This is a genomic window from Streptacidiphilus albus JL83 (assembly GCF_000744705.1).
GTDB lineage: Bacteria > Actinomycetota > Actinomycetes > Streptomycetales > Streptomycetaceae > Streptacidiphilus > Streptacidiphilus albus.
Window position 1 is genome coordinate 318,633 of the sequence record NZ_JQML01000001.1, and the last position, 23,715, is coordinate 342,347.

Annotated in this window: 22 protein-coding genes; 4 read left to right on the top strand and 18 right to left on the bottom strand. The window is 73.1% G+C overall.

The genetic code is table 11. The annotated features are described in order from the left end of the window. The first annotated feature begins 149 nt into the window (after positions 1-149). Entirely contained in the window at positions 150-2,885 is a 2,736-nt protein-coding gene (locus tag BS75_RS01500) for an FAD/NAD(P)-binding protein (protein WP_174515084.1), read from the top strand. A 34-nt stretch (positions 2,886-2,919) separates the two neighbouring features. Here the strand turns inward: BS75_RS01500 and BS75_RS01505 are convergent, their stop codons facing one another. The 3 genes from BS75_RS01505 to BS75_RS01515 all read right to left on the bottom strand — a co-directional run bounded on the left by BS75_RS01505 (position 2,920) and on the right by BS75_RS01515 (position 5,268). Then, a complete protein-coding gene (locus tag BS75_RS01505) occupies positions 2,920-4,224 on the bottom strand; it encodes an RNA polymerase sigma factor (protein ID WP_034086881.1) in 1,305 nt (434 codons plus the stop codon). Continuing rightward, complete coding sequence (locus tag BS75_RS01510; RefSeq protein WP_034086882.1) at positions 4,224-4,643, bottom strand: YciI family protein; 420 nt, start codon at positions 4,641-4,643, stop codon at positions 4,224-4,226. Before BS75_RS01510 ends, BS75_RS01505 begins: the two co-directional genes overlap by 1 nt. A 121-nt stretch (positions 4,644-4,764) precedes the next feature. Further along, entirely contained in the window at positions 4,765-5,268 is a 504-nt protein-coding gene (locus BS75_RS01515; protein WP_081982043.1) for a hypothetical protein, read from the bottom strand. A 165-nt stretch (positions 5,269-5,433) separates the two neighbouring features. Here BS75_RS01515 and BS75_RS01520 point away from each other — a divergent pair, with 165 nt between their 5' ends. Continuing rightward, complete coding sequence (locus tag BS75_RS01520; RefSeq protein ID WP_034086883.1) at positions 5,434-7,125, top strand: DUF885 domain-containing protein; 1,692 nt, start codon at positions 5,434-5,436, stop codon at positions 7,123-7,125. A gap of 72 nt (positions 7,126-7,197) precedes the next feature. On the opposite strand, the gene BS75_RS43110 is transcribed toward BS75_RS01520, so the two are convergent. The 15 genes from BS75_RS43110 to BS75_RS01595 all read right to left on the bottom strand — a co-directional run bounded on the left by BS75_RS43110 (position 7,198) and on the right by BS75_RS01595 (position 21,001). Then, positions 7,198-7,698: a hypothetical protein gene (locus tag BS75_RS43110; protein ID WP_231607648.1), complete on the bottom strand. Its 501-nt coding sequence runs from the start codon at positions 7,696-7,698 to the stop codon at positions 7,198-7,200. A 264-nt stretch (positions 7,699-7,962) separates the two neighbouring features. Then, positions 7,963-8,469 carry a hypothetical protein gene (locus BS75_RS01530; protein WP_034086884.1) on the bottom strand — a complete coding sequence of 169 codons (507 nt, stop codon included), beginning with the start codon at positions 8,467-8,469 and terminating at the stop codon, positions 7,963-7,965. A gap of 41 nt (positions 8,470-8,510) precedes the next feature. Then, the gene (locus tag BS75_RS49795; protein WP_052440105.1) at positions 8,511-8,999 is read right to left on the bottom strand and encodes a hypothetical protein; all 489 of its coding nucleotides are present in this window, start codon (positions 8,997-8,999) and stop codon (positions 8,511-8,513) included. Beyond that, positions 8,996-9,496, bottom strand: coding sequence for a hypothetical protein (locus tag BS75_RS49800; RefSeq protein ID WP_034086885.1), 501 nt, complete (start codon positions 9,494-9,496; stop codon positions 8,996-8,998). Before BS75_RS49800 ends, BS75_RS49795 begins: the two co-directional genes overlap by 4 nt. Continuing rightward, positions 9,493-10,611 (bottom strand): MCE family protein, encoded by a 1,119-nt coding sequence (locus tag BS75_RS49805; RefSeq protein WP_052069099.1) that lies wholly within the window; start codon positions 10,609-10,611, stop codon positions 9,493-9,495. The genes BS75_RS49800 and BS75_RS49805 overlap by 4 nt, the downstream gene beginning before the upstream one ends. Next, positions 10,608-11,732 (bottom strand): MCE family protein, encoded by a 1,125-nt coding sequence (locus BS75_RS01550; RefSeq protein ID WP_034086886.1) that lies wholly within the window; start codon positions 11,730-11,732, stop codon positions 10,608-10,610. The genes BS75_RS49805 and BS75_RS01550 overlap by 4 nt, the downstream gene beginning before the upstream one ends. After that, on the bottom strand, positions 11,729-12,760 hold the full coding sequence (locus BS75_RS01555; RefSeq protein ID WP_152646193.1) for an MCE family protein: 1,032 nt from the start codon (positions 12,758-12,760) through the stop codon (positions 11,729-11,731). The genes BS75_RS01550 and BS75_RS01555 overlap by 4 nt, the downstream gene beginning before the upstream one ends. Then, positions 12,757-13,791, bottom strand: coding sequence for an MCE family protein (locus BS75_RS01560; protein ID WP_034086887.1), 1,035 nt, complete (start codon positions 13,789-13,791; stop codon positions 12,757-12,759). The genes BS75_RS01555 and BS75_RS01560 overlap by 4 nt, the downstream gene beginning before the upstream one ends. Then, positions 13,788-14,819, bottom strand: a complete 1,032-nt coding sequence (locus BS75_RS01565) for an MCE family protein (RefSeq protein ID WP_034086888.1) — start codon at positions 14,817-14,819, stop codon at positions 13,788-13,790. The genes BS75_RS01560 and BS75_RS01565 overlap by 4 nt, the downstream gene beginning before the upstream one ends. Continuing rightward, positions 14,816-16,015, bottom strand: coding sequence for an MCE family protein (locus BS75_RS01570; protein ID WP_034086889.1), 1,200 nt, complete (start codon positions 16,013-16,015; stop codon positions 14,816-14,818). Before BS75_RS01570 ends, BS75_RS01565 begins: the two co-directional genes overlap by 4 nt. Next, the gene (locus BS75_RS01575; protein WP_042440081.1) at positions 16,012-16,875 is read right to left on the bottom strand and encodes an MlaE family ABC transporter permease; all 864 of its coding nucleotides are present in this window, start codon (positions 16,873-16,875) and stop codon (positions 16,012-16,014) included. The genes BS75_RS01570 and BS75_RS01575 overlap by 4 nt, the downstream gene beginning before the upstream one ends. 3 nt (positions 16,876-16,878) lie before the next feature. Further along, positions 16,879-17,652 carry an MlaE family ABC transporter permease gene (locus BS75_RS01580; RefSeq protein WP_034086890.1) on the bottom strand — a complete coding sequence of 258 codons (774 nt, stop codon included), beginning with the start codon at positions 17,650-17,652 and terminating at the stop codon, positions 16,879-16,881. Then, entirely contained in the window at positions 17,649-18,617 is a 969-nt protein-coding gene (locus BS75_RS01585; RefSeq protein ID WP_034086891.1) for an ABC transporter ATP-binding protein, read from the bottom strand. The genes BS75_RS01580 and BS75_RS01585 overlap by 4 nt, the downstream gene beginning before the upstream one ends. An 18-nt stretch (positions 18,618-18,635) precedes the next feature. Continuing rightward, on the bottom strand, positions 18,636-20,210 hold the full coding sequence (locus tag BS75_RS01590; protein ID WP_152646194.1) for a hypothetical protein: 1,575 nt from the start codon (positions 20,208-20,210) through the stop codon (positions 18,636-18,638). A gap of 167 nt (positions 20,211-20,377) precedes the next feature. After that, a complete protein-coding gene (locus BS75_RS01595; protein ID WP_034086892.1) occupies positions 20,378-21,001 on the bottom strand; it encodes a hypothetical protein in 624 nt (207 codons plus the stop codon). 327 nt (positions 21,002-21,328) lie between these two features. Between BS75_RS01595 and BS75_RS01600 the strand changes: the two genes are divergently transcribed. Both BS75_RS01600 and BS75_RS01605 read left to right on the top strand, forming a co-directional pair. Continuing rightward, complete coding sequence (locus BS75_RS01600; RefSeq protein WP_034086893.1) at positions 21,329-22,582, top strand: helix-turn-helix domain-containing protein; 1,254 nt, start codon at positions 21,329-21,331, stop codon at positions 22,580-22,582. 49 nt (positions 22,583-22,631) lie between these two features. Further along, a complete protein-coding gene (locus BS75_RS01605; RefSeq protein ID WP_042440082.1) occupies positions 22,632-23,600 on the top strand; it encodes a Ppx/GppA phosphatase family protein in 969 nt (322 codons plus the stop codon). The last annotated feature ends 115 nt before the right edge of the window (positions 23,601-23,715 follow it).

Below are 23,715 nucleotides of genomic sequence, written 5' to 3' on the forward strand. Positions count from 1 at the left end.
CGCACCCGTGTTGCCGCTGCTCCGAGCCGATTGTTCGTGCGCGCGCAACGTGACCCACACCACTCCGTCACCCAACCCCACCTCTGCGTCGCCGGGTGTCCATATAGTGGGACGGCATCAGTGGGCAGCGCCGTTCGCGGGAGGAAACCATGTCACTGCCGACCCATCAATCCCTGGAGCCCCGGCACACGGTGGCCGTCGTCGGGGCCGGAGCCGCCGGGACCCTCGTGGCGATTCACCTCTGCGAGGCCGCCCACCGCCGGGGCAGCCGACTGGAAATCCTCCTGGTCGATCCCACCGGTGCGCCCGGAACAGGCACCGCCTATGCCACGCGGGATCCCCGGCACCGGCTGAACGTCCCGGCCGGCGGCATGAGTTGCTACCCCGACGACGGCACCCACTTCGTCCGCTGGCTGGTCCGGCACGCCAACACCCGCAGCACCGCCGCGGACTTCGTGCCGCGCGGCCTCTTCGGCTCGTACCTCGCGGACACCCTGGTCGACGCCTCGGCCCGGGCCCGGCCCTCGGTCGCGGTGCGCCACGTCGCCGCCGCCGTCGCCGACATCCGCCGACAGGGCGGCCGCATGGCGCTGGTGCTCGCCGACGGCACCGAACTCGGCGCGGACAGCTGCGTCCTGGCCACCGGTCCGCTGCGCTCCCGGCAGGGCTGGGCGCCCCCGGAGCTGCGCCGCTCCCCGCAGTTCGTGCCGGATCCCTGGGCGCCGGACGCGCTCACCCGGCTGCTCGCCGCCGACGGCGACATCCTGCTCGTCGGCAGCGGGCTGACCGCCGTCGACGTGGCGCTCACCCTCGACCGGCCGGGTCGCACCATCCACGCCGTCTCCCGCGGCGGCGAGTTGCCCCGCCCGCACGCCGTCGCGCCGCTCGCCCCGCTGCCCCCGGACGGGCCCCTGCTCGGGCTCCCGCTGGCCGACCTGCGCCGCGCGGTCCACCGGCACGTCGGCCGCACCATCCGTGCCCACGGCGACTGGCGCCCCGCCGTCGACGGGCTGCGGCCGCTCACCGCCCAGCTCTGGAGCGGCCTCTCGGACGCGGACCGCGCCGAGTTCCTCGCCCGCGACCACTCCCGCTGGAACACCCTGCGGCACCGGATGTCGCCCGCGACCGCGGAGTCCCTCCAACGGCTCCGGGACGCCGGACGGTTCGTTCCCGCCACCGGTCGGGTGGAGGCCGTCCGGCCGCTGCCGGACGGAGCGGAGGGCGCCGACCGGCGCCCCGGACTGGTCGTCGCCCTGAACGGCGGCCGCACCCTCCGGGTCCGCTGGGTGGTGGACTGTACCGGCCCGGCGACGGACCCGGCCCGGTCCGCCGACCCGCTCCACACCGGCCTGCTGGACTCCGGTCTCGCCCGCACCGGCCCGATGCGCATCGGCTACGCGACGGACCCGGACGGCCGGCTCCTCGGCGCCGGCGACACGACGCCCGCGCCGCTGTGGACGCTCGGCGCCCACCGCCGCGGCGAACTCTGGGAGAGCACCGCGGTGCCCGAGATCCGGGTGCAGGCCGCACGCCTCGCGGGCGCCCTGCTCGACGGCGTCACCCCCCGGACCCGCCCGGCCGCCCGCCGGCCCACCGACCAGCTGGGCCTGCCGCTCAGCACCCACCCGGAGGCGGCCACCGCCTACTGCACCGCGCTGGAGGACCTGATGGCGGTCCGGGCCGGCAGCGAGGAGGCCCTTCGGCAGGCCGTCGAGCTCGATCCGGGCTTCGCCCTCGCCCACGCCGCCCTGGCCGCGCTCGGCCACGAGGGCGGTGCCCACGTGGACGTCCCCCGTGCCCTCGCCGACGCCCGTACCGCCGTCCGCGAACGCGGCGACGAACGCGAACGCTCCATGGTCGAGGTGGTGGCCCAGCGCATCCTCGGAGCCGGCGGGGACGCCGCCCTGCTGCGCCACCTCACCGACCACCCCCGGGACGTGCTCGCGCTCGGCATGGCCGTGCCCACCATTGCCTTCTCCGGGGTGGCGGACCTTCAGGAGGACGCCTACCAGCTGGTCGAGCGCACCGCCCCGGACCACGACGGCCACTGGTTCCACACCTCGCTGCTCGCCTTCATCCGACAGGAGCAGAACGACTTCGCGGCCGCCGACCGGCTCGCCCGCCGCGCCCTGGCCGCCGAGCCGGCCGCCGGGCACGCCGCCCACGCCCTCACCCACGTCTACTACGAGCAGGGGGACCACCGGGAGGGGCTGCGCTGGCTCGACGCGTGGATCGACCGCCACGGGCAGGGCACGGCGCACCACGCCCACTTCTCCTGGCACGCCGGCCTGCACGAACTGGCGCTCGACGACGCGGCCGCCGTCCGCCGGCGCTGGCACTCCCAACTCTCGCCGTCCCGGGTGCACGGGATCCGGGCGCTGGTCGACTCCGCCTCGCTGCTCTGGCGGGCCCGGCTGGCAGACCGCTGGCCCGGGGCGACGCCCATCGAGGCGGTGCTCGACTCGATCGGGCAGGAGACCCTGGAGCAGCCCGGCAGTGCCTTCGTCGCCCTCCACAGCGCGGTCGCGCTGGCAGCCGCCGGCGACCTGGTCGGGCTGCACCGGCTGCACCGCCACGCGGCCTGGCACTCCGATCCCGTGCAGTCCGAGGTCATCGCACCGCTCTGCGACGCCATGTCCGCCGCCGTGGAGGAGCGCTGGGGCGAGGCCGCCGACACGCTGACCGCGCTGCGGCCCCTGGCCCGCCGGGTCGGCGGCAGCGCCGCCCAGCGCGAGGTCGTGGAGGAGACCCTGCTCCGTGCGCTGACCGCCTCGGGCCGCTACGCCGACGCGGAACTGCTGCTCCGGGAGCGGCTGGACCGCCGCCCCTCGGCCCTCGACCTCCGCCGGGCGCAGCAGCTGCGGGCGGGCGTGCCGACCGCCTGAGCGGCCGTCACCCTCGGGGCAGCGGGGGTCACCCTCAGGGCAGCGAGGCCGCCTTGCGCAGCAGCACCGACCGTTCGCGGGCGTTGCGGCACAGGCGGGCCGCGAGTTCGAGCTCGGCCCGGGCCTCCTCGGTCCGGCCGAGCCGGCGCAGCAGCTCGCCGCGCACGCTCGGGAGCAGGTGCGACCCCGACAGCCGGTCGGTGGCGACCAGTTCGTCGACGATGGCCAGCCCCTGCTGCGGCCCGGCGGCCATCGCGACGGCGACCGCCCGGTTGAGCTCGACGACGGCGGAGGGCGCGACCCGGCCCAGCGCCTCGTAGAGCAGCACCACGCGCTCCCAGTCGGTCTCCGCCACCGAGGGGGCGGTCGCATGGCAGCCGGCGATCGCGGCCTGGAGTCCGTAGGGCCCCAGGCCGCGTCCGACGGCGGCGGCCCGGCCGATCGCGGCCAGGCCGCGGCGGATCGCGGAGCGGTCCCAGAGCCGCCGGTCCTGGTCCTCCAGCAGCACCGGCTCGCCGTCGGCGCCGGTGCGGGCGGGAAAGCGTGCGGCGGTCAGCTCGCACAGCGCCAGCAGCCCGGACACCTCCGGTTCGTCGGGCAGCAGGGCGGCCAGCATCCGGGTCAGCCGGATCGCCTCGTAGGCCAGGTCGGGGCGGAGCAGCCGGTCGCCGGAGGTCGCCGTCGAGCCCTCGGTGAAGATCACGTACAGCACGCTCAGCACCCCGCCGACGCGCCTGCGGCGCTCCTCGGCCGGCGGCAGCTCGAACGGCACTCCGGCCGCGGCGATCGTCTTCTTGGCCCGGGTGATGCGCGCCTGGACGGTCGGCACCGGCACCAGGAACGCCCGGGCGATCTCCTCGCTCGCCAGCCCGGCGACCGCACGCAGCGTCAGCGCCACCCGCGCCTCGGGCGCGAGCACCGGATGGCAGGCGACGAACATCAGTGCCAGGACGTCGTCGGGCACCTGGTCGGGGTCCCACAGCAGGTCGTCGGAGCGCTCCGGCGGGGTCCCGGCGCCCGAGCTCGCCTCGCCCTCCGCGAGCGGGCCGGAGAGCACCGCGTACCGCTCGTCCAGGGCGGTGCGGCGGCGGTAGTGGTCGATCGCCCGTCGCCGCGCGGTGGCGAGCAGCCAGCCGACCGGGTTGGTCGGCGCGCCCTCGCGCGACCAGCTGACCAGCGCCTCGGCCAGCGCCTCCTGGGCGACGTCCTCGGCCAGCTCGAAGTCCCCGGTGTAGCGGGTCAGCGCGGCGACGATCCGGGCCGACTCGATCCGCCACACGGCCTCCACGGCCCGCCGAGCCGTCTGCGGGCTCGGCGGGCCTGCTGCGGCGTCCGGCATCAGAGCTGGCCGGTCCGCTCACGCCAGGCGCGCTCCTTGGCGATCCACTCGTTGTCCTGCGGGAACTCGTCGATGCCGGGCACCCGGCGCACCTCGCACTTCGAGCCGGCCGGCGCCGGGAGGCGCCTGGCCCACTCGACCGCCTCCTCCTTCGAGGCCACGTCGATCAGGTAGAAGCCGCCGAACAGCTCCTTCGTCTCCCCGTAGGGGCCGTCGGTGACCACCGGCGTCTCGCCGCCGAAGTCGACCACCACCCCCTGCCCCGGGTCGTCCAGGCCCTCGGCGGCGACCAGCACTCCGGCCCGGATCAGCTCCTCGTTGAAGCGGCCCACCGTTTCGAGCATCTCCTCGAACGGGGTGTCCATCATCTTCGCCATGGACTCGTCCGTGCCACGCATGATCAACATGTACTTAGCCATCTTCGGCCTCCTGGGTACGGGGTCGTCCGTCGACCCTCTCACCCCAAGGTCGAACGGCGCGACCGCGGATCGACACGGCGCCGCTCCGGCTTCCGCCGGAGACGACGCCGACTGCGAACCGTCAGGTTCCGCTGGCCCAGAGCGCGGTGCCGGAGCAGTTGCCGCCGGGTGCGTAGACGACCAGGTTGCCGTCGCGCTGGAAGCACACGTAGGCGCCGCCGTGCCCGGAGGTGTTCGACGACCACACCTCAGGTCCGGTGGTCCTGACCACCTCGAAGTTGCCGTCGAACTCCATGACGCCGAGCGTGTTCGCGTGGATGTCGGTGTTGCTCGCCCAGATCGCCTGGCCGACCTCGTTGTAGATCACCAGGTTGCCGTCGCTCTGGTCGACCAGCTCGTAGGCGAGCGTGTACTCGGAGTCCGCGATGCAGATGGCGGTGCCAGAGCCGATCTCGGTGCCCGCGTTGTAGCGGACGTCCGCGCTGTTCTGGCTGCTGCACGCCGAGGGGAACGGGAATCCGTCGGGGTGGATCGCGGACGCCTGGGCCGGGCCCGGGGCGCTGACCAGGGCGCCTGCGGCGACCGCGGTCACGGCGGCCAGCCTGGCGGTGAACGAGAGCTTCATGATTCTCCGTACTGTCGGTAATACCGGTGTCCTGCTTGCTCGTTCATGGATACGCCTGACCACGGGGCCCGGTTGCACGGCACGGTGCCCCGGTTTCACGCTGACGCCGGGCCCGGGGGTGAGATGCCTCTCAATGCGACATGTCGCCCGATCAGCTGCGCGAGAATGGTCTTCGTGCCAGAAGAGAACCTGACCCCGCGCCGGATCGCCGACGACTACGTGGCCCGCATGGCGGCCCACGACCCCTCCATCGCCGCCGCGTTGGGCGAGCGGGTGGGGGCGGACCGGCAGCCGGAGCTGTCCCCGCAGTGGTACGAGGCGGGTGCCGAGCTGGCCCGCGAGGCGCTGACGGCGCTGGACACGGCGACGGCCGGCGCCGCCGGCCCGGCGCCGGACCCGCTGGAGGCGGACTGCGCGCGGCTGCTGCGCGAGCGGCTGACGGCCGAACTCGCCTGCCACGAGGCGGGCGACCACCTGCGGTCGGTGCGCTCGCTCCGCCCTCCGTTCGAGTCGCTGCGGAGCATCTTCACCCTCTCGCCCAGCGAGACCGACGAGGACTGGGCCAACGCCTCCGCCCGGCTGCGGGCCCTGCCCGGAGCGCTGGACGGCTACCGCCGGACGCTGCGCGAGGGCGTCGACCGGGGGCTGCTTTCCGCCCCGCGCCAGGTCGAGGCCGCGATCCGGCAGCTGACCGCCTGGACCGGCGAGGAGAGCGGCGGACCCGGCTGGTTCACCGGCTTCGTCGCGGACGGGCCCGGGGACCGGCGCACCGAACTGGACCGCGACGCGCTCACGGCCACCGCCGCGGTCGCGGAGTTCCGCGACTGGCTGCGCACCGACTACGCCCCGCGGACCCTCGGGGTCCCGGACGCGGTGGGGCGGGAGATGTACCTGCGCTCCGCCCGCCGGGCCACCGGCGCCGACCTGGACGTGGCCGAGGCCTACGCCTGGGGCTGGAGCGAGTTCCACCGCACCCTCGCCGAGATGCGGGTGGCGGCGGACAAGGTGCTGCCCGGCGCCACCGTGCTGGAGGCGATGACCCACCTGAACGAGCACGGCCACGCGATCGAGGGCGAGGAGGGCATCCGGGCCTGGCTCCAGGAGCTGATCGAACAGGCGATCGCGGACCTGGACGGCACCCACTTCGACATCGCGGGCCCGCTGCGCCGGGTGGAGACCCGGATCGCGCCGCCCGGCGGCTCGGTCGCCCCGCACTACTCGGGCCCCAGCCTCGACTTCAGCCGCCCGGGACGCACCTTCCTGCCGGCCCTGGGCCGCACCGTCTTCCCGACCTGGCAGCTGGTCAGCACCTGGTACCACGAGGGCGTGCCGGGCCACCACCTGCAGATCGCCTCGTGGACCGCCGGCCTGACCCGCTACCAGGTGACCCTCGGCAAGATCAGCGCCAATGTCGAGGGCTGGGCCCTGTACGCCGAGCGGCTGATGGACGAGCTGGGCTTCCTCACCGACCCCGCCAACCGGCTCGGCTACCTGGACAAGCAGATGCTGCGGATCATCCGGGTGATCATCGACATCGGCATGCACCTGCGGCTGGAGATCCCGGCCGACTCGCCGTTCCACCCGGGCGAGCGGTGGACCCCGGAACTGGGCACCGCGTTCATGGCCGCCTACCACGGCAGCCCGGCCGCCCGCCGCAACGGCGAGATCGAGCGCTACCTGGGTTGGCCGGGCCAGGCGATCGGCTACAAGCTCGGCGAGCGGGCCTGGCTGCACGGCCGCGCGGAGGCCAGGCGGCGGCAGGGCGCCGGATTCGACCTGAAGACCTGGCACATGGCGGCGCTCGCCCAGGGCTCGCTCGGCCTGGACGACCTGGCGGCAAGCCTGGCCGTCCTCTGAGTCAGGCGCCCGGCTGCCGCTGCTCCGGCGCGCCCCGGTTCGGGGGCGCCCCGGTCCCGGTCTGCTGCCGGGTCAGCCCGCGGCGAAGGTGCCGATGTCGCTGATCCGCCAGACGCCCTTGAGCAGCACCGCCGACACGGTGAACATGGCCGGGGAGTCCTCGCTGTCCGCGGCCGAGCTCGCACCCGTGCCGGTGGTGGTGTCCCGCTGGTCGGCGAAGACCAGCAGCTGGGCCCGGTCGCCGTCGAGCTGCTCCAGCCCGCAGTCGGTGACGGTGGTGGTCAGCACCAGCTTCAGCTTGCCGGCGTCCGCTCGCACGGCGCCCAGCATGCTCGCGTACTGCTTGACGGCCGGGCCGGTCAGCAGCCCGCCGACGGCGTCGTCGGTGCGGGCCGGATCGGCGTAGTCGTAGGAGAAGAGGGTGTTCACCGCCTGGGTGATGCTGCCCTTGACCTGGCTGGTGCGGACCGCGTCGGTGAGCGCGGTGTTGGTCCGGCCGGGGCCGCTGTTCAGGCTCCCGGCCCGGGCCTGGGCGTAGCCAGCGAAGCAGCCGAGCACCACCGTCAGCAGCACCGCCAGCAGCGGGGTGCGGGGCCGGGGCAGCCTGCGCCACCGGCCCCCGGCCGCTCGCCGCGGGCCCTTCGCGGCGGCCGCGGCGGCCGTTGCGGCCGGTGCGGCCGGTGCGGCCGTGTCGGCGCCCGCGCCGGCGGCGCTGCCGCTGCCGGGCCGGGGCGCGGCAGGGTCTCCGTGTCGCCGGCCGCCCTGGAGGCCAGTCGGCGTCGGTGGTTGATGGTCTGGCGGGTGGTGGTCATCGCGCAGTCTCCTTCCGGGTGCCGCTCACGAGTCGGTGCTCGACGCCTGGGCCAGGTCGCTGAGTTTCCAGCCGGTGGCGGTACGGGTCAGCTGTCCCAGCAGTCGGCTCTGCTTGACCGTCGGGCCTGCCCCCGGTTCGGAGACGGTGATCTGGAGGGCCACCATCACCGAGGCCAGCCCGGTGTGCTGGTCCAGCTCGGTGACCGCGCCGGCCAGCACCTTGGCCGTGGTGACCGTGTGCGCCTGCTCCACCTGCTTGCTGAAGTCGGCCTCGCCCTGGCTGAGCTGGGTGTGGAGGTCGCCGGTGGTGGACTGGCTCCAGGAGTTCAGTCCGGCGCTCAGGTGCTGCCAGTCCAGGGTGTTGAGGTTCTGCACCGCCTGCTCCCCCGCCGCCAGCACCTGGTCCCGGCTCTGCGCCAGCGCCGCCGAGCCGTCGTGGGCCGCCGCGTACCAGGACCAGCCGCCCCAGGCCGCCGCAGCCGCGGCCAGCACCGCCAGGCCGCGCGCCGCCACCGTCACCGCTGATGCCACTGTCGTCCCCTCACACTCTGTCGAATCAGCGCCGTGTCGAGTCAACGCTGTGTCATGTCACTGATGCGCCACTGCCCGTCGATCAGCCGGGCGGTCACCGACAACTGCCCCTCCACGGTGCTGGAGCGGGCGCCCTGGCGCTGGGCGGTCTGTGCCACGAAGATCAGCAGCTGCGCCTGGTCCCCGGTCAGGCTGAGCACGCCGCTGTGGGTCACCCGGGTGGTGACGGTCAGCCGCTGGCTCCCGATCTGCCCTTCGACCTGCGCGAAGAGCAGTTGGTACTGGGTCGAGGCGGTGCCGCTGAGCAGGGTGCGCGCGGCCAGCGCGGTGGCCCCGGTGTTCTGCGGGGTGTAGGAGAGGATCCGGCTGAGGGCGCTGTCCACCTGGCTGCTGACCCGGGCGGTGGCCGCCGGGTCGATCACCGCCCGGTCGGCCGAACCGCCGGGCCGGGCCTGCAGCCCGGCGGCGCCGAAGCCCAGGGCCGTGAACCAGAGCGCGGCCGGGAGCACCCAGCGCAGGCCGCGCCTCATGAGGTGCCGCCGGAGATGGTGGTCAGCGCGGAGACCTTCCAACCGGCGCCGGTGCGCACCAGTTGCGCCTGGATGCCCCGCTGTTGCGTCTGCGCGGTGGTTCCGACCGCGCTGACCTGGACCGAGAGGGTGGCCAGCAGGGTCGCGGTGCCGCCGCGCGGGTCCAGCGCGCTGAGCGCGGCCGCGGTCACGCTGCCCACGGCCTCGGTACCGGAACCGGTGAGGCTCGCCAGGCTGCCGCTGGAGCCGCGCTGGAGCCCGTCGTGCAGCGACCCGGTGGTGGCCGCCAGCCAGCTGTGCAGCGAGCTGCCGGCGGCGGCGCCGTCCGCGCTGCTGAGTGCGGTCAGGTCGGCGCGTCCGTCGGCCAGCGCCGCGGCCCGGGCACGGGCCGGGTCGGTGTCCGGCGCCGGCCGGGCGGCCCACCAGCCCACCGCCGCCGCGCAGGCCAGCAGTCCGCCGACGGTGGCCGCCCACCAGCCGATCGACCGCCCGCTCACTGACCGCTCCCGGTCGGGGCGTTGGCCGAGCCCCGGACGTCGACGCCGGTGCTGGGCGGCGAGTCGCAGCCGGCCGCGCTGTTCCAGGGGCCGTCGGTGGTGTCGGTGCCGCTGTGGTGGACCGTGCCGCCGTAGCCGTCGGTGCAGGGCAGCGGCTGGAAGAAGGTGACCGCCATGCTCATGTGCGCCCCGCTGCCGTTGATCGCGGTGGATCCGGCGGCGGCGACCTGGGGAAGCCGGATCAGCAGCTCCTGGATGCCGGCCTGGCGGCCCACCGCCACGTCGGCGGTGGTGAGCAGGTTCGCCAGCAGCACGCCGAGGTTGGGGCCGACGTCCTGCAGCAGCTGGTCGAGCTGGGTGGCGGCCTCGGGGGTGTTGGTGATCAGCTGCCGCAGGTCGCTGTCGGAGCTGTCGAGTTGGGCGGCGAGCTGGTCGGCGCTGGTGGCGAAGGAGCGGATGGCGCCGCCCTCGTCGGCCTGGGTCTGCAGCACCGTTCGACCGTCCGCCAGCAGGGTGCTGGTGGCCGGCAGGGCCCGGTCGGCGGCCTCGGTGAACTGGCTGCTGCTGTCCAGCAGTGCCTGGAGGTTCTGGGCCTGCCCGGTGAACGCGTCGCCGAGCTGGTCGACCACGGTCTGCAGGGCCTGCAGCGGGACGGACTCGGTGAGGGTGTTGACGCTGGTCAGCATGGTGGTGACCGGGGCCGGGGTGCTGGTGTCGGCCTGCCGGACGGTGTCGCCGCCGACCAGGTAGGGGGCCCGGTCGGTGGCGGGCTCCAGGTCGAGGTACTCCTCGCCGGCCACCGACAGGTCCGCCACCTGGGCGTGCAGCTGACGCGGGATGTCGTGGGCGGAGTCGTTCAGGTGCAGGTCGGCCTGGACTCCGTCGTCGGTGAGCCGGATGGGCCCGACCCGGCCGACGGAGACCCCGCGGTAGGTGACGTCCGCGTTCTGGAACAGGCCCCCGGTCTGCGCCAGGTCCACCCGCACCACGTAGTAGCCGGGCATGCCGAACAGGCCGCCCACGTCCGCGTAGTCGGCGCCGAGGTAGCCCAGTACCAGCACGGACAGCGCCAGGAAGGTGACGTTCTTGATCAGGACGACGCGCCTGAGCCTCACTTGGTGCCTCCTCGGACGGCGCTCGCCGACGGCAGCGGGAAGGGCAGGCGCGCGAGCGCCCGGTCGGCGTCGGCCGCGGGGGCCGGCGGGAAGTCGCTGTCGGCCGCGGTCAGCGCGGGGATGATCTGGGTGTCCGGCGGTGCGGCCAGGTCCAGGTAGGTGTTGAGGTAGTCGCCCTTGACGCCGTTCAGCACCTGGTCCGTGAACGGGTAGGTGACCAGCACCTGGAGCGAGTCCGGCAGGTCCTGGCCGGCGTCGGCGAGCCGCTGGAGGGTGGGGGCCAGCCCCTTGAGGTCGGCGACCAGGTCGGCCTGGCTGGCGTTGACGGTGTCCACCGCGACGCCGGACAGGGTGTCCAGCGACTGGAGCATGGTGACCAGCTGCTGCCGCTGCTCGGAGAGGACGGACAGGCCGGGGCTGAGGTCGCTGAGCACCGTGTCGATCTGCTGGTTGCGGGCCGCCAGCGTGGCGGAGAGCTGGTTGAGCCCGTCCAGGGCGGCGGTGATGTCCGAGCGGTGCGCGTCGAGGTCGCCCACCAGCGTGCCGAGTCTGCTGAGCAGGTCGCGGACCTCGGGCACGTTCCCCGCCAGCGCCTGGTTCAGCTCCGTGCTGATGGTCTTCAACTGCTGCACCCCGCCGCCGTTGAGCAGCAGCGACAGCGCCCCGAAGACCTCCTCCACCTCCGGCGAGCGGTTGGTCCTGGCCAGCGGGATCACCGCGCCGTCGGTCAGCGAGCCGGTCGCGGGCTGCTCGGCGGGCGGGCCGGAGAGTTCGATGTACTTCTCGCCCAGCAGGCTGGACTGTTCCAGCGAGGCGTAGGCGTCGGCCGGCAGGTGGACCCCGCCGTTGAGCTCCATGGTGACCACGGCGGTCCAGCTGTCGGGAGCCAGCGCTATCCCGGTGACCCGGCCCACCGCGACGTCGTTGACCTCCACCGACGCCTGCGGGACCAGGCTGAGCACGTCGCTGAAGTCCGCCTTGACGGTGTAGGGGTGGCTGCCCAGGCCGGCCCCGCCGGGCAGCGGCAGGTCCTGCATGGCGGTGTAGCCGGAGCAGCCGGCGGTGCTGAGCACCGCGCCCGCGGCCAGCCAGCAGCAGACGGCCCGCCCGGGCCGGCTCACTGGGTGCCGCCGGTGCTGGGGAAGGGCATCGGGAAGCTGAGCTCGTTCAGGTCGGCCCGGCCGTCGATACTGCCCTTGGCCGGGTCGTAGGCGCCCAACAGGTTGTCCGCGGCCAGCGGCGCGTCGTCGAGCAGCTCCGCCAGCGAGGCCCGCTGCTGGGCCATGGTCCGGGTGATCGGCACCAGCTGGTTCACCACTCCCTGCAGCTGGGCCCGGTTGGACTGGATGAAGCCCTGCACCTGGCCCAGGGCGGTGGACAGCTGCGACAGCGCGGTGCCCAGGTCGGTCCGGTCCTCCGCCAGGAAGCCGCTGACGTCGGCGAGTTCGCCGGTGGCCGACTGCACCTGGCTGTCGTTCTGCTTCAGCATGCTGGTGAAGCTCTGCAGCGAGGTCAGGGTGGCGAAGAGCTCGGTGCTGTTGCCGTTCAACGTCTGTGCGGCGGAACCAAGTTGACTGATGGACTGGCCGATGGCGGTGCCGTTGCCGTTCAGGTTCGCCGCCCCGGTGTCCAGCAGCTGCGACAGCGCGCCGTCGGAGTTGGCGCCCTGCGGGCCGAGGGCGTCGGCCAGTTGGGTGATGCTCTGGTAGAGCTGGTCGACCTCGACGGGGGTGGCGGTGCGGGACTGCGGGATGCTCCCGTGGTCGGTCAGCTGCGGGCCGCCGGTGTAGGCCGGGGTCAGCTGGACGTAGCGGTCGGCGATCAGCGTCGGCGCGACCACCACGGCGTCGGCGTCGGCCGGGACCCTGACCCCCGGGTCGACCGAGAGCACCACCTTGACCTGGGTGCCGTCCGGGGTGACCGACTCGACCGAGCCCTCCTTGACGCCGAGGATCCGCAGGTCCGAACCGGCGTACACGCCGATGGCGCGGTTGAAGTAGGCGGTGATCCGCAGGCCGCCGCCGCCGTTCAGCGAGACCACTCCGGCGGCGGTGCCGCCGCCGACCACCACCACCAGGGCGGTGCCGGCGGCGATGGCGGCCCGGGTGGAGGTCCGGCGCAGCGGTCGCCTGTCCAGTACGGATGTCACTTGCCTTTACCTCCGGTGGTCGGGGACATGCAGCCGGAGGACGACTGCCGGTCGGCGGGCAGGTAGCTGTTCGGAATGAGCCCGCACAGGTAGACGTCGAACCAGCGTCCGTTGCCGAGGGTGTTCCCCAGCTGCTGGTAGTAGGGCCCGGCCAGGGCCAGCACCTGGTCCAGGTTGGACTGGTTGGCCTGGAGCACCGAGACCACCCGGGAGAGCGCACTGAGTGTCGGCGCCAGCTGCTGGTCGTCGTCCTGGACCAGCCCGGTCAGCTCGGCGCCCAGCTCGGTCGTCCCGACCAGCAGCGAGTGGATCGCGTCGCGGCGGCTCTGCACCTCGGCCAGCAGCAGGTTGCCGTCGGTGATCAGGTCGGCCAGCTTGTCGTTCTGGGCGGCCACGGTGCCGGTCAGGGCGGCGCTGGCGGACAGCAGCTGGGCCAGCTGGGCGTCCCGGCTGGAGATGGTCTGCGACAGCGCGGACAGGCCGGTGACCGCCGAGCGGACCGAGGGCGGGGTGTCCTTGAAGGTGTCGGAGATCGCCTGGAAGCTCGCCGCCAGCTGCTTGCTGTCCACCGAGTCCAGGGTCTGCCCCAGCCCGTCCAGCGCCTGGGAGACGTCGAAGGGCGAGCTGGTGCGGCTGCTGGGGATGGTCCGGGAGGGGTTCTGGGCGGCGTCCCCGAGCGGGTCCACCGCCAGGTACTTGGCTCCCAGCAGGGTGCGGATGTCGATGGCGGCGGTGCTGGCGTTGCCGACCCAGGCGCCGCGGACCAGGAACCCGACCTTCACCTGTGCGCCGTCCAGGGCCACCGAGGTGACCTGGCCGACCTTGACCCCGGCCACGCTGACGTCGTCGCCGGCCTCCAGTCCTGAGGACTCGGTGAAGTAGGCGCTGTAGTGGGTGCCGCCGTCGCCGATCAGCGGCAGCGCGTCGGCGTCGTAGGCCGCGAACGACACCAGGGCGCAGGCGACCACGCCGACCAGGCCGACGGTGACCGGGTTGCGGCGCCGCAGCGGAGTGAACAACGGTGGCCTCATGAACCGCACCTCGGCTGGGTGATGGCGATCCCGGTGGGCGGCGCGCTGCCGTCGGAGGTGGTGACTCCGGTGACCGTGGCCTGGCACAGGTAGAGGTTGAGCCAGGAGCCGTAGGAGGCGGTCCGCCCGATCGCGGTGAACTTCTGCGGGGTCTTCTGGAGGAAGTCCTCCAGCTCCGGGGTGCCCGCCTCCAGGTTGTCCGAGAGCCGCCCCAGCTGTGCGATGGAGTCCTTGAGCGGCTGGCGGCCCTGGGCGAGCAGCCCGGCCGTGCTGGTGCTGAGCCCGGAGAGCGCGCTGATGGCCTCGCCGATCGGCTGGCGGTCCGCGGAGAATCCGCTGACCAGCTGCTGGAGGGTGGTCACCAGGGTGGTGAAGCCCTGCTGGTGGCCGTTGACGTTGTCCAGCACCGAGGTCAGGTTGTCGATCACCGAGCCGATCACCTGGTCCTTGGCGGCCAGGGTGTTGGTCAGCGTGCCGACGTCCTGCACCAGCCCGTCGACGGTGCCGCCCTCGCCCTGGAGGACCTCCACGATCTCCTGCGCCAGCTGGTTGGTCTGGTCCGGGTCGAGCCCTTCGAACAGCGGTTGGAAACCGTCGAAGAGCTGGGTGAGGTCCAGCGCGGGCGTGGTGCTCTGCACCGGGATGGTCCCGCCGGGCCGCAGCGACCGGCCGACCGGGCCCACGCCCTGGTCCAGCTCCAGATAGCGCTCGCCGACCAGGTTCAGGTACTTGACCGAGGCGGTCGCCGAGGCGGGCAGGGCGCGCCCGCGCTGCACGTCGAAGTGGACCAGCGCGTAGCGGCGCCCGGTCACCCGCACCCCCTCCACCTGGCCCACCTGGACCCCGGCGATCCGCACGCTGTCGCCCGCCACCAGCCCGGTGACGTCGGTGAACTGCGCGTAGTAGCCGGTGGTGGCGCCGACCGAGGTGTCGGAGACGGCGAGGGCCAGCCCGGTGGTGGCCAGCGAGGTGACCGCGATGAAGACCGCGGACTTGGCCAGCGGCCCGGCCAGGCTGCGCCGCTTCATCGGACCCCCACCTGCGCCCCGCGCAGCACCGGGCCGACCAGCAGGCTGCTCCAGCTGGGCAGGTCGGTGGGCCGGGTCCCGGCCGAGGGTGCCAGAAGTTCGTTGATCAGGGCGTTCTCCTGGGGCGTGTTGGGTCGGCCGGTGTACGGGGTGCTGTAGCAGGCCGGACCGCCGGTGGCGTCGTAGCGCGGGGTGTCCTGCCCGGGCAGGTAGGCCCCGCGCGAGGGCGCCGAGGTCAGGTCGACGTGCAGACCCGGCTCGTCGGTGCCCGCGCCCAGGGCCTTGTTCATCTCCGGGACGAAGTCGGCCAGGGTGCGCAGGGTGCACGGGAACTCGGAGGAGTACTCGCCGAGGAGGGTGAGCGTGCCGCGGCTGTCCGCGGCCAGCCGGATGATGGTCGACTGGTTCTGCTCCAGGAAGGCGGTGGTGCTCCCGGCCGCCGCGGTCGTGGTGGAGTAGAGGTCGGCCAGCTGGCTCTGCTGGTCGGCGACGGTGCCGGTGGTGGTGGCCAGCTCGGTGAGCGCCTGGAGCAGGTCCGGGGCGGCCTGGTTGTAGGAGCGGCTGACCTGGACCAGGTTGTGCAGGTCGCTGTTGAGGGCGGGCAGTTGCGGGTTGAACTTCTTGAGGTAGGTGTCCAGGGTGGTCAGCGTGGTGCCGAGTTCGGCGCCCCGGTCCTGGAGCGCCCCGGCGACGGCGTTCAGCGTGGCCGCGAGCTGGGCCGGCTGGACGTCGTCCAGCAGTGGCAGCAGGTTGTCGAAGACCTGCTCCAGCTCGATCGCGTCGCTGGAGCGGTCCTCCGGGATGACGCTGCCGGCCGTCAGCGCCGGGCCGCTCGCGGTGGCGGGCGGGATCAGCTCCACGAAGCGGGCGCCGAACAGGGTGGTCGGCAGCATCTGCACGGAGACCCCGGCCGGGATCTGCCGCAGCCGGGCGGGCGGGATGGCCAGGGTCAGCGTCGCCCCCGAACCGTTCGCCCTGATCGAGCTGACCCGGCCGACGACCACGCCGTCCAGCTTGACGTCGGCGTCGACCTGCATCTGGTTGCCGACGCTGTCGGTGTGCACCAGGACGCTGTCGGTGTCGCTGAAGTCGTGGTCGTACACCGACACCGAGAGCCAGGCCAGCAGCACCGGCGCCATCAGGAAGCACAGCCCGGCGCCCCGGCGGCGCAGGGTGGAGACCGGCCGGGCGCTCATCCCGCCACCCGCACGGTGGTGGTGGCGCCCCAGATCGCCAGGCTGAGGAAGAAGTCGGTCAGGCTGATGATCACGATGGCGTTGCGCACCGAGCGCCCCACCGCGATCCCCACCCCGGCCGGGCCGCCCTTGGCGTGGAAGCCGTAGTAGCAGTGCGCCAGGATCACCACCACGCTGAAGACCAGCACCTTGAGCGCCGACAGCAGCACGTCCTCCGGTGCCAGGAACAGGTTGAAGTAGTGGTCGTAGACCCCGGAGGACTGGCCCTCGCCGTACACCGTCACCAGCCGCGAGGCCGCGTAGGAGGCGAGCAGTCCCACCCCGTACAGCGGGACGATGGCGACCACCCCGGCGATGATCCGGGTGGTGACCAGGTAGGGCACGCTGCGGATGCCCATCGCCTCGAGCGCGTCGACCTCCTCGTTGATCCGCATCGCGCCCAGTTGTGCGGTGAAGCCCGCGCCCACGGTCGCCGACAGCGCCAGACCGGCCACCAGCGGTGCGATCTCCCGGGTGTTGAAGTAGGCCGAGATGAAGCCGGTGAAGGCGGTGGTCCCGATCTCGTTCATCGCCGAGTAGCCCTGCAGGCCGACCACCGTGCCGGTGGCCAGGGTCATCCCGACCATCACCCCGACGGTGCCGCCGATGACGCCCAGCCCCCCGCTGCCGAAGGCGACTTCGGAGAGCAGCCGGAGCACCTCGCGCAGGTAGCGGCGCAGGGTCCGCGGGATCCACAGCAGCGCGCCCAGATGGAAGATCAGATGGTCGCCGGACTCGTCCAGCCAGCGGAACCAGTTGCGGCGGGGGGCCGCCGGATCGACGACTGCCTCGGGCGCGCTCTCACGCTCGGTCAAGGCCATGGCTCACATGCCCTTCTGCGGGACGAGCTGGAGGTAGACGGCGGTCAGCACCACGTTGACCAGGAAGAGCAGCAGGAAGGTGATCACCACGGACTGGTTCACCGCGTCGCCGACGCCCTTGGGGCCGCCGCGCGGGTTCAGTCCCCGGTGTGCCGCGACCAGGCCGGCGATCAGGCCGAAGATCAGCGCCTTCAGCTCGCCCACATAGATGTCGGGCAGCTGGGCCAGGGCCGAGAAGCTGGAGAGGTAGGCGCCCGGCGTGCCGTGCTGGAGGTAGACGTTGAAGAAGTAGCCGCCGACCACCCCGACCACCGACACCAGCCCGTTCAGCAGCACCGCGACCAGCATCGTGGCCAGCACCCTGGGCACGATCAGCCGCTGGACCGGGGAGACGCCCATGACCTCCATGGCGTCCAGCTCCTCGCGGATCTTGCGCGAGCCCAGGTCGGCGCAGATCGCCGACCCGCCGGCCCCGGCGATCAGCAGGGCCACGATCAGCGGGCTGGCCTGCTGCACCACCGCCAGCACGCTGGCCCCGCCGGTGAACGACTGGGCGCCCAACTGCTGGGTCAGCGAACCGACCTGAAGCGCGATCACCGCGCCGAAGGGGATCGAGACCAGGGCCGCCGGAAGGATGGTGACGCTGGCGACGAACCAGAACTGCTCGACCAGCTCCCGTACTTGGAACGGACGGCGAAAGGTGTCGCGGAACGTGGTCGCGCCCAGCGAGAAGAAGTCCCCGGACTGCCGGAGCGCGGACTGCACCGGATTGCTCATGGCTGCTCCCCTGCGGCCGGGCCGGTGGCCGGGGCGGGTGCGGCGGCGGCGAGCCGGTGCTGGTTCCGGAGCGCCGCCACCCGCTGCCGGCGCCGCTGCACGGCCTGCCGGGGCGGCAGCCCCGGGCTCGGCTCCAGCTGCGCCGGGATCGCCACGGGCGGCGCGGCCGGCAGCTCGCCCTCCAGCTCCATCGTCTGCTGGTCCTTCTCCTCGGCCATGCCGATCGGGCCGATCCGGTGCCCGCCGAGGAACTGCCGGACCACCGGCTCCTCGCTGTTCAGCAGCAGTTCGCGGGGGCCGAAGGCGACCAGCCGGCGGCGGAACAGCATGCCCAGGTTGTCCGGGACGGTGGTGGCGATGTCCAGGTTGTGGGTGACGATCAGCATGGTCGCGTCGATCTGCGCGTTCAGGTCGATCAGCAGCTGCGAGAGGTAGGAGGTGCGCACCGGGTCGAGCCCGGAGTCGGGCTCGTCGCACAGCACGATCTGCGGGTCCAGCACCAGCGCCCGGGCCAGTCCCGCGCGCTTCCGCATCCCGCCGGAGATCTCCCCCGGCAGCTTCGCCTCTGAGCCCAGCAGGCCGACCAGTTCCATCCGCTCCAGCACGGTCCGCCGGATCTCCGACTCCTTCTTGCGGGTGTGCTCGCGCAGCGGGAAGGCGATGTTGTCGTACAGGTTCATCGAACCGAACAGCGCGCCGTCCTGGAACATCACCCCGAAGAGCTTGCGGGCCTCGTAGATCTCGTGCTCCGGGCTGCTGGCCATGTCCACACCGCCGACCAGCACCCGTCCGCGCTCGGGGCGCAGCAGCCCGATCACCGACTTGAGGAAGACCGTCTTGCCGGTCCCGGAGGGCCCGAGCATCACGCTCACCTCGCCGGCCGGGAGGGTGAGGTTCACGTCCTCCCAGACCGTCTGGCTGCCGAAGGACTTGGTGAGTCCCTCGACGGTCACTTCGATCCCCATGTCACTGCCTCTCGCATGTCACTGCCCCGGAGTCTTCGGTGCGCGGCTGGGCAGCACCGGCATCGTGAAGGTGTTGCACACGGTTCCCTGGAAGGTGGTGCAGATGGGGCCCTGGACCAGGTTGAGCGAGTTGCCGGTGCCGGAGACGGCGGCGTCGAACAGCGGGTCGAGGTCCTGTCCCCCGCTGCCGCAGCCGGTGAAGTAGGGGATGGTCAGCTGGTCCTGGCTGATCGGTCCGCCGGTGGCGATCTGGTAGTCGCGGGTCGGGTCGTCACCGGGCAGCCCCTGGTTGCTGGTTCCCACCAGCTTCAGCTGGAGCGGGGTGACCGTCCGGCAGTCGGGGCCGACGTTCAGCGGGGTGCCGTCCACCTCCACGTCGTAGAGCCGCAGGGTCTGCTCCCCGGAGATGGTGGTGACGCTCGCCTCCTGGTAGTACGGGCCCGCCCCGGTGTTGACCACGGTCAGCGGCCCGTGCGGGATCAGCTGCATCTTGGCGGTGGTCGGCATGAAGCCGTAGGTGAGGAAGGTCGTGTCGGCGGGCGGCAGGGTGAGGCTGCCGATCTCCTCCGCCTCGAAGAACGGCGGGCTGACGGTGAAGCTGTAGACGTCGCGCAATACCGCCAGGGTGGCCAGCCCCGGGTCGTCCGCGGGGTTGTTCACCAGCGACGCCTCGCCCAGCTTGCCGACGTTCGCATAGCCGATGGCGTAGGCGCACTCCACCCCGGTGTCGGCCGGGGGCTGGCCGAGCGGGGGGTAGTAGATCGCTCCGGGCGGCGGGGCGATCAGGTCGGAGGGGTTGAGCGACCCGGAGGGGGTGCTCAGGCAGGAGGGGACCTGCGCGGCGGACAGCGCCCGTCGCCGGACCGCGGCGCTCGGGTCGGCCCCGGCCGACGCCGAACTCTGCGGCCTGGGCGCGCTGCTGGCGTAGACGCTGCCGAGGGTCCCGGGCGCGGCCGAGGGCGTGCAGGCGAGCTGCACCGTGCTGCCCCCGGCGACCAGGGACAGGGTCAGCACCGCGGGGGTGACCGTGGTGGTGCTCCCGTCGGGGCCGGCCGTCAGCGCCGCCACCTGCCCGGTGGCGGTGAGCTCCGGGTCGGCGGTGCCCAGTCGTACCGGGGCGACGGTCAGCCCCGACCACTCGGCGGTGTTCCCCGGTTGTGCCGCGCCCGCCGCCCGGGCCCGGGCCGACGTCCGGAGGGTGAGCGTGGACTGCCCGGCGGTTGACTGAACCGCCTTCGTAGCAACGGACTGTGACGCACCGTCGGACTCGGCGACCGAGACCTGGAGCGCGACCGTGCCGGAGACCGAGGCGGCCCCGGCCGGCAGCAGCCCGCGCGGCACGGCGGTCCGGAGCGTCAGCGGTCCGGGCTGCAGCGGGGCCCCGGCGGTGTCGGCGGTCGGGTAGTCCTGGGTCAGCGAGACCTGCAGGGCCTGCGTGCCGTCGGCGAGCAGGCAGGCGTAGGCGACCGTGATCTGCCCGGTGCGCACGTCCGCTCCGGCGTCGGGCCCGGTCATCACCGTCGCGACCAGCACTCCGGCGGCCACGACCCCGGCGAGCAACGGCGCGGGGCGCAGCCCCGTGGCAGAACCCACCTTGTGCCTCCTCGATAGAACTTGTCCAGCGGCGCAGGACAGTACGTGTGGGTAGCAATCAACGACAAGCAGAAAAACACAGGACGAGTCAGAAACTGCTGACCGGGCCGCGAACTTGTCAGAGGATGACAAGTTCGCCGCCCGGCCCTGTCACAAAGTGCGTGGGATCACGGAGAGGTGATCTTCAGCGTGGACGGCGAGACGACGTAGGAGGCCGAGTAGGTGGCCGCGTCGCCGGTGTTGATCAGCCCGAGGCAGCCCGACACGCCGTACGCGTGCAGGTTGCCGCCGCTGATCGCCAGGGTGTGGCTGGAGTTGGTGTAGGTGGCGTTGAGGGTGGCGGGGGTGGTGGAGCTGGTGCCGGCGAAGTTCGCCGAGCACAGGGTGCCGCTGATGCTCGCCTTCACGCCGGTCAGCGTGCCGGTGGTGACACCGGTGGTGGCGTTGTACGAGGTGGCGTTCAGGTCCCAGCTGAGGCCGCTCGGCGTGACCGAGAAGGTGATCCCGAGCGGGCCGGTGCAGCTCTTCCAGGAGACCGCACTGATGGTGGCGATGTCGGTGCCGGACAGGCCGGTGCCGTTGGCGGCGGTGCCCGAGGCGGCGGACGAGGTACAGTCCAGTGCCGCGCCGGTGCTGGTGTCGGTGAGCGTGGGGCTGCTCGCCGACGCCGTGAACGAGCCACCGCCCGAGACGGTCCAGGTGGTGGCGGCGAAGGCCTGGGTGGTGCCGAATCCGACCACTGCCGCGAACGCCGTTGCGGCGACCGCTGTGGCCTTGGAGATGTGGCGCATGGTGATCCTTTCCGGGGGTGGGTTACCCGCTGAACTGCGGTGCGACGGGGACGTTACGCAGCGGTAACCCGGGGCCGCAATGGCCGGAACCGGCCCGCCCGCAAAAGAATTACCGACCGGTAATTTGTTGTCTGCGAGCACACAGTGCCGCTCCCGGCTTTGTCGAAAAATGAGCAACCGCCCCCGGAGGACTGCCCGTTGCGACCGGACCCGACGAATCCTGTTGCGTGACTGTGCAGGCGGCTCGGTCGTGGTCTATGTTGCACGCACCACCGATCTCGTATGCCCGCGTCCTAACTGAGCCGAACAGCGTGGGGGTAGCAGCAGATGACAGAAGTTCGGCAGGCCTCCGCCCGCGCCGGGGCGGCGCTGGGCGCGGTGCCGCGCGAGCTCGCCGTGGTGATGCGGCCCGAATTACCCAGTCTGCTCCGGGAGATGACGGCAGAGATCGTGGCCGCGCTGCCGGAGTACCGGCTCCTGATGGAGGGGCCGGACGCCGGTCTGGTCCATCTGGGCATCAAGCAGAACGTCATCACCTTTGTGAACCAGGTCGCCGCGCCGCAGGCGAACACCCAGCTCCGGGACGAGATCTGCCGGAGTTTCGGGCGGTTCGAGGCCTATCAGGGGCGCAGCCTGGATGTGCTCCAGGACGCCTACCGGATCGGCTGCCAGGTCGCGCTGCGAAGGGCCAGGGAGGTGGGCAACCGCTACCGGCTCTCCGCCGCCGTGCTCATGGCCTTCGCCGATGCGCTGTTCGCCTACATGGGCGAGATCGCGGAACTCTCCCGGGAGGGCTACCTGCGGGCGGTGATCGAGATGGGCGAGGAGCCGGACGGGCGCCGGCGGCGGCTGATGCAGCGGATCCTCACCGGGGCCGGGACGGCCGACAACGCGCTCTCCGAACTGGCGGACCAGGTCGGCTGGCCGCTGCCGGAGGAGATCACCCCGGTCGCCCTGCACCGCGACTCGATCCCCAGCCGCGCCGGGCTCGACCGCCGTGTGCTGGCCGATCTGGGCTGCCCCGAACCGTACCTGCTGTTACCCGGACCGCTGGACGAGGCCGGACAGGCCTTCCTGGCCAAGGCGCTGGCCGGCTGCCGGGCCGCGATCGGGCCGACCGTGGCGCTGGGCCGCGCCGCCGACTCGCTGCGCTGGGCCCGGCAGACCCTGGCCCTGGTCGAGAAGGGAGTGATCCCGGACGGCGCGCCCACGCGCAGCGAGGACAGCCTGCTGACCCTCTGGTTACTGGGCGACCCGGCGCTGATCGGTGAGCTGTCCCGGCGCTGCCTGGCACCGCTGGCGGCGCACACCGCCACCCAGCGCCGGCGGCTGCTGGAGACCCTGCACGTGTGGCTCACCAGCCGGGGAACCGCCGCCCAGATCGCCGAGCAGCTCGGGGTGCACCCGCAGACCTTCCGCTACCGGATGCGGCTGCTGGAGCAGATCTTCGGCGACCAGCTCACCGACCCGACCCAGCGTTTCGCCATCGAGATCGCGCTGCGGGCACTGGCCCTGCACAACGGCCGCCCCGTCCAGCCGCCGCCCGCCGCCGACCCGACGCTGGACCTGCCGGGCCTCTAGCCGAACCCGGCCGAGTGACCGCCGACCACCACCCGGTAACGTACCCGGGATGAGGGTGGCCATCTTGGACGTGGGGGCGTCGTCGGCGCGCCTCGATCTGGTGACCCTGCGGCCGCACCGGCCGCTGCACGCCTCGGTCACGGTCAAGTACCGGACCGGGCTCTCCACGGCCGTGGCACCGGACGGCACCATCGGGGCCGAGCCGGTGGAGCAGCTCTGCCGGGCCGTGGCCGCAGCGGTGCGGACCGCCCGGCGCTCGGGGGCGCGGGAGCTGATCGCCTTCGCCACCTCGGTGGTCCGCGACGCCCCCGACCAGCAGCAGGTCCTCGACCGCGTCGAGGCGGCCAGCGGGGTGCGGCTCGGCTTCCTGACCGGGCGGCAGGACGCGCGGCTGACCTACCTGGCGGCCCGCGCCTGGTCCGGGCCGGACGCCGGGGAGCTGGTCCTGGCCGACATCGGCGGCGGCACCGTGGAGGTGGCCGGCGGCAGCGGGCCCGAGGCCGACTGGGCCCTGTCGCTCCCCCTGGGCGCCCGACGGCTGACCCTCGCCGCCCTGCCCGACGACCCGCCCTGCCACGACCACGTCACCGCGTTGCGCGAGCACGTCGCCGCCGCCCTGGCCGCGCAGCTCGGCGAGCACCTGGCCGAACCGGCCCGGTTCCGCGCCCTCGCGACCTCGCGCACCTTCGCCCAGCTCGCCCGGCTCACCCGCCCGCACCGGGCCCCCGAACGGCTCACCCTGCGGCGCGGCGCGGTCCGGGCGGTGATCCCGCTCCTCGCCGCGATGCCCGCCGCCGACCGCGCCCGGCTCGACGGCGTCTCGGCCTCCCGTGCCCGCCACATCCTCGCCGGAGCCATCGTCGCCGAGGCGCTGATGGACACCTTCCGGCTCAGCCGGCTGCACCTCTGCCCCTGGGCCCTGCGCGAGGGGGTCGCGCTCCGGCGCCGGGAGCAGCTCGAACTCTCCTGCCCCGCCGAGGACATCGACCACCTGCGGCACCCCCTGCCCGGCCGCTGAGGCCGGGCGGGGAGTACCCAGCAGACGGGTGCTCAGGACGCCAGGATCTCGCCCTCGAACGGGCTGCAGAGGCTGCGGTGACGATGTAACCGGCCGGGACGGTCTGGTTGGCGCA

Coding starts and splice junctions, on each gene's coding strand:
- BS75_RS01500 (WP_174515084.1), top strand. CDS start 150: ATGTCACTGCCGACCCATCAATCCCTGGAGCCCCGGCACACGGTGGCC.
- BS75_RS01505 (WP_034086881.1), bottom strand. CDS start 4,224: ATGCCGGACGCCGCAGCAGGCCCGCCGAGCCCGCAGACGGCTCGGCGG.
- BS75_RS01510 (WP_034086882.1), bottom strand. CDS start 4,643: ATGGCTAAGTACATGTTGATCATGCGTGGCACGGACGAGTCCATGGCG.
- BS75_RS01515 (WP_081982043.1), bottom strand. CDS start 5,268: ATGAAGCTCTCGTTCACCGCCAGGCTGGCCGCCGTGACCGCGGTCGCC.
- BS75_RS01520 (WP_034086883.1), top strand. CDS start 5,434: ATGGTCTTCGTGCCAGAAGAGAACCTGACCCCGCGCCGGATCGCCGAC.
- BS75_RS49795 (WP_052440105.1), bottom strand. CDS start 8,999: ATGAGGCGCGGCCTGCGCTGGGTGCTCCCGGCCGCGCTCTGGTTCACG.
- BS75_RS01560 (WP_034086887.1), bottom strand. CDS start 13,791: ATGAGGCCACCGTTGTTCACTCCGCTGCGGCGCCGCAACCCGGTCACC.
- BS75_RS01565 (WP_034086888.1), bottom strand. CDS start 14,819: ATGAAGCGGCGCAGCCTGGCCGGGCCGCTGGCCAAGTCCGCGGTCTTC.
- BS75_RS01570 (WP_034086889.1), bottom strand. CDS start 16,015: ATGAGCGCCCGGCCGGTCTCCACCCTGCGCCGCCGGGGCGCCGGGCTG.
- BS75_RS01575 (WP_042440081.1), bottom strand. CDS start 16,875: ATGGCCTTGACCGAGCGTGAGAGCGCGCCCGAGGCAGTCGTCGATCCG.
- BS75_RS01580 (WP_034086890.1), bottom strand. CDS start 17,652: ATGAGCAATCCGGTGCAGTCCGCGCTCCGGCAGTCCGGGGACTTCTTC.
- BS75_RS01585 (WP_034086891.1), bottom strand. CDS start 18,617: ATGGGGATCGAAGTGACCGTCGAGGGACTCACCAAGTCCTTCGGCAGC.
- BS75_RS01595 (WP_034086892.1), bottom strand. CDS start 21,001: ATGCGCCACATCTCCAAGGCCACAGCGGTCGCCGCAACGGCGTTCGCG.
- BS75_RS01600 (WP_034086893.1), top strand. CDS start 21,329: ATGACAGAAGTTCGGCAGGCCTCCGCCCGCGCCGGGGCGGCGCTGGGC.
- BS75_RS01605 (WP_042440082.1), top strand. CDS start 22,632: ATGAGGGTGGCCATCTTGGACGTGGGGGCGTCGTCGGCGCGCCTCGAT.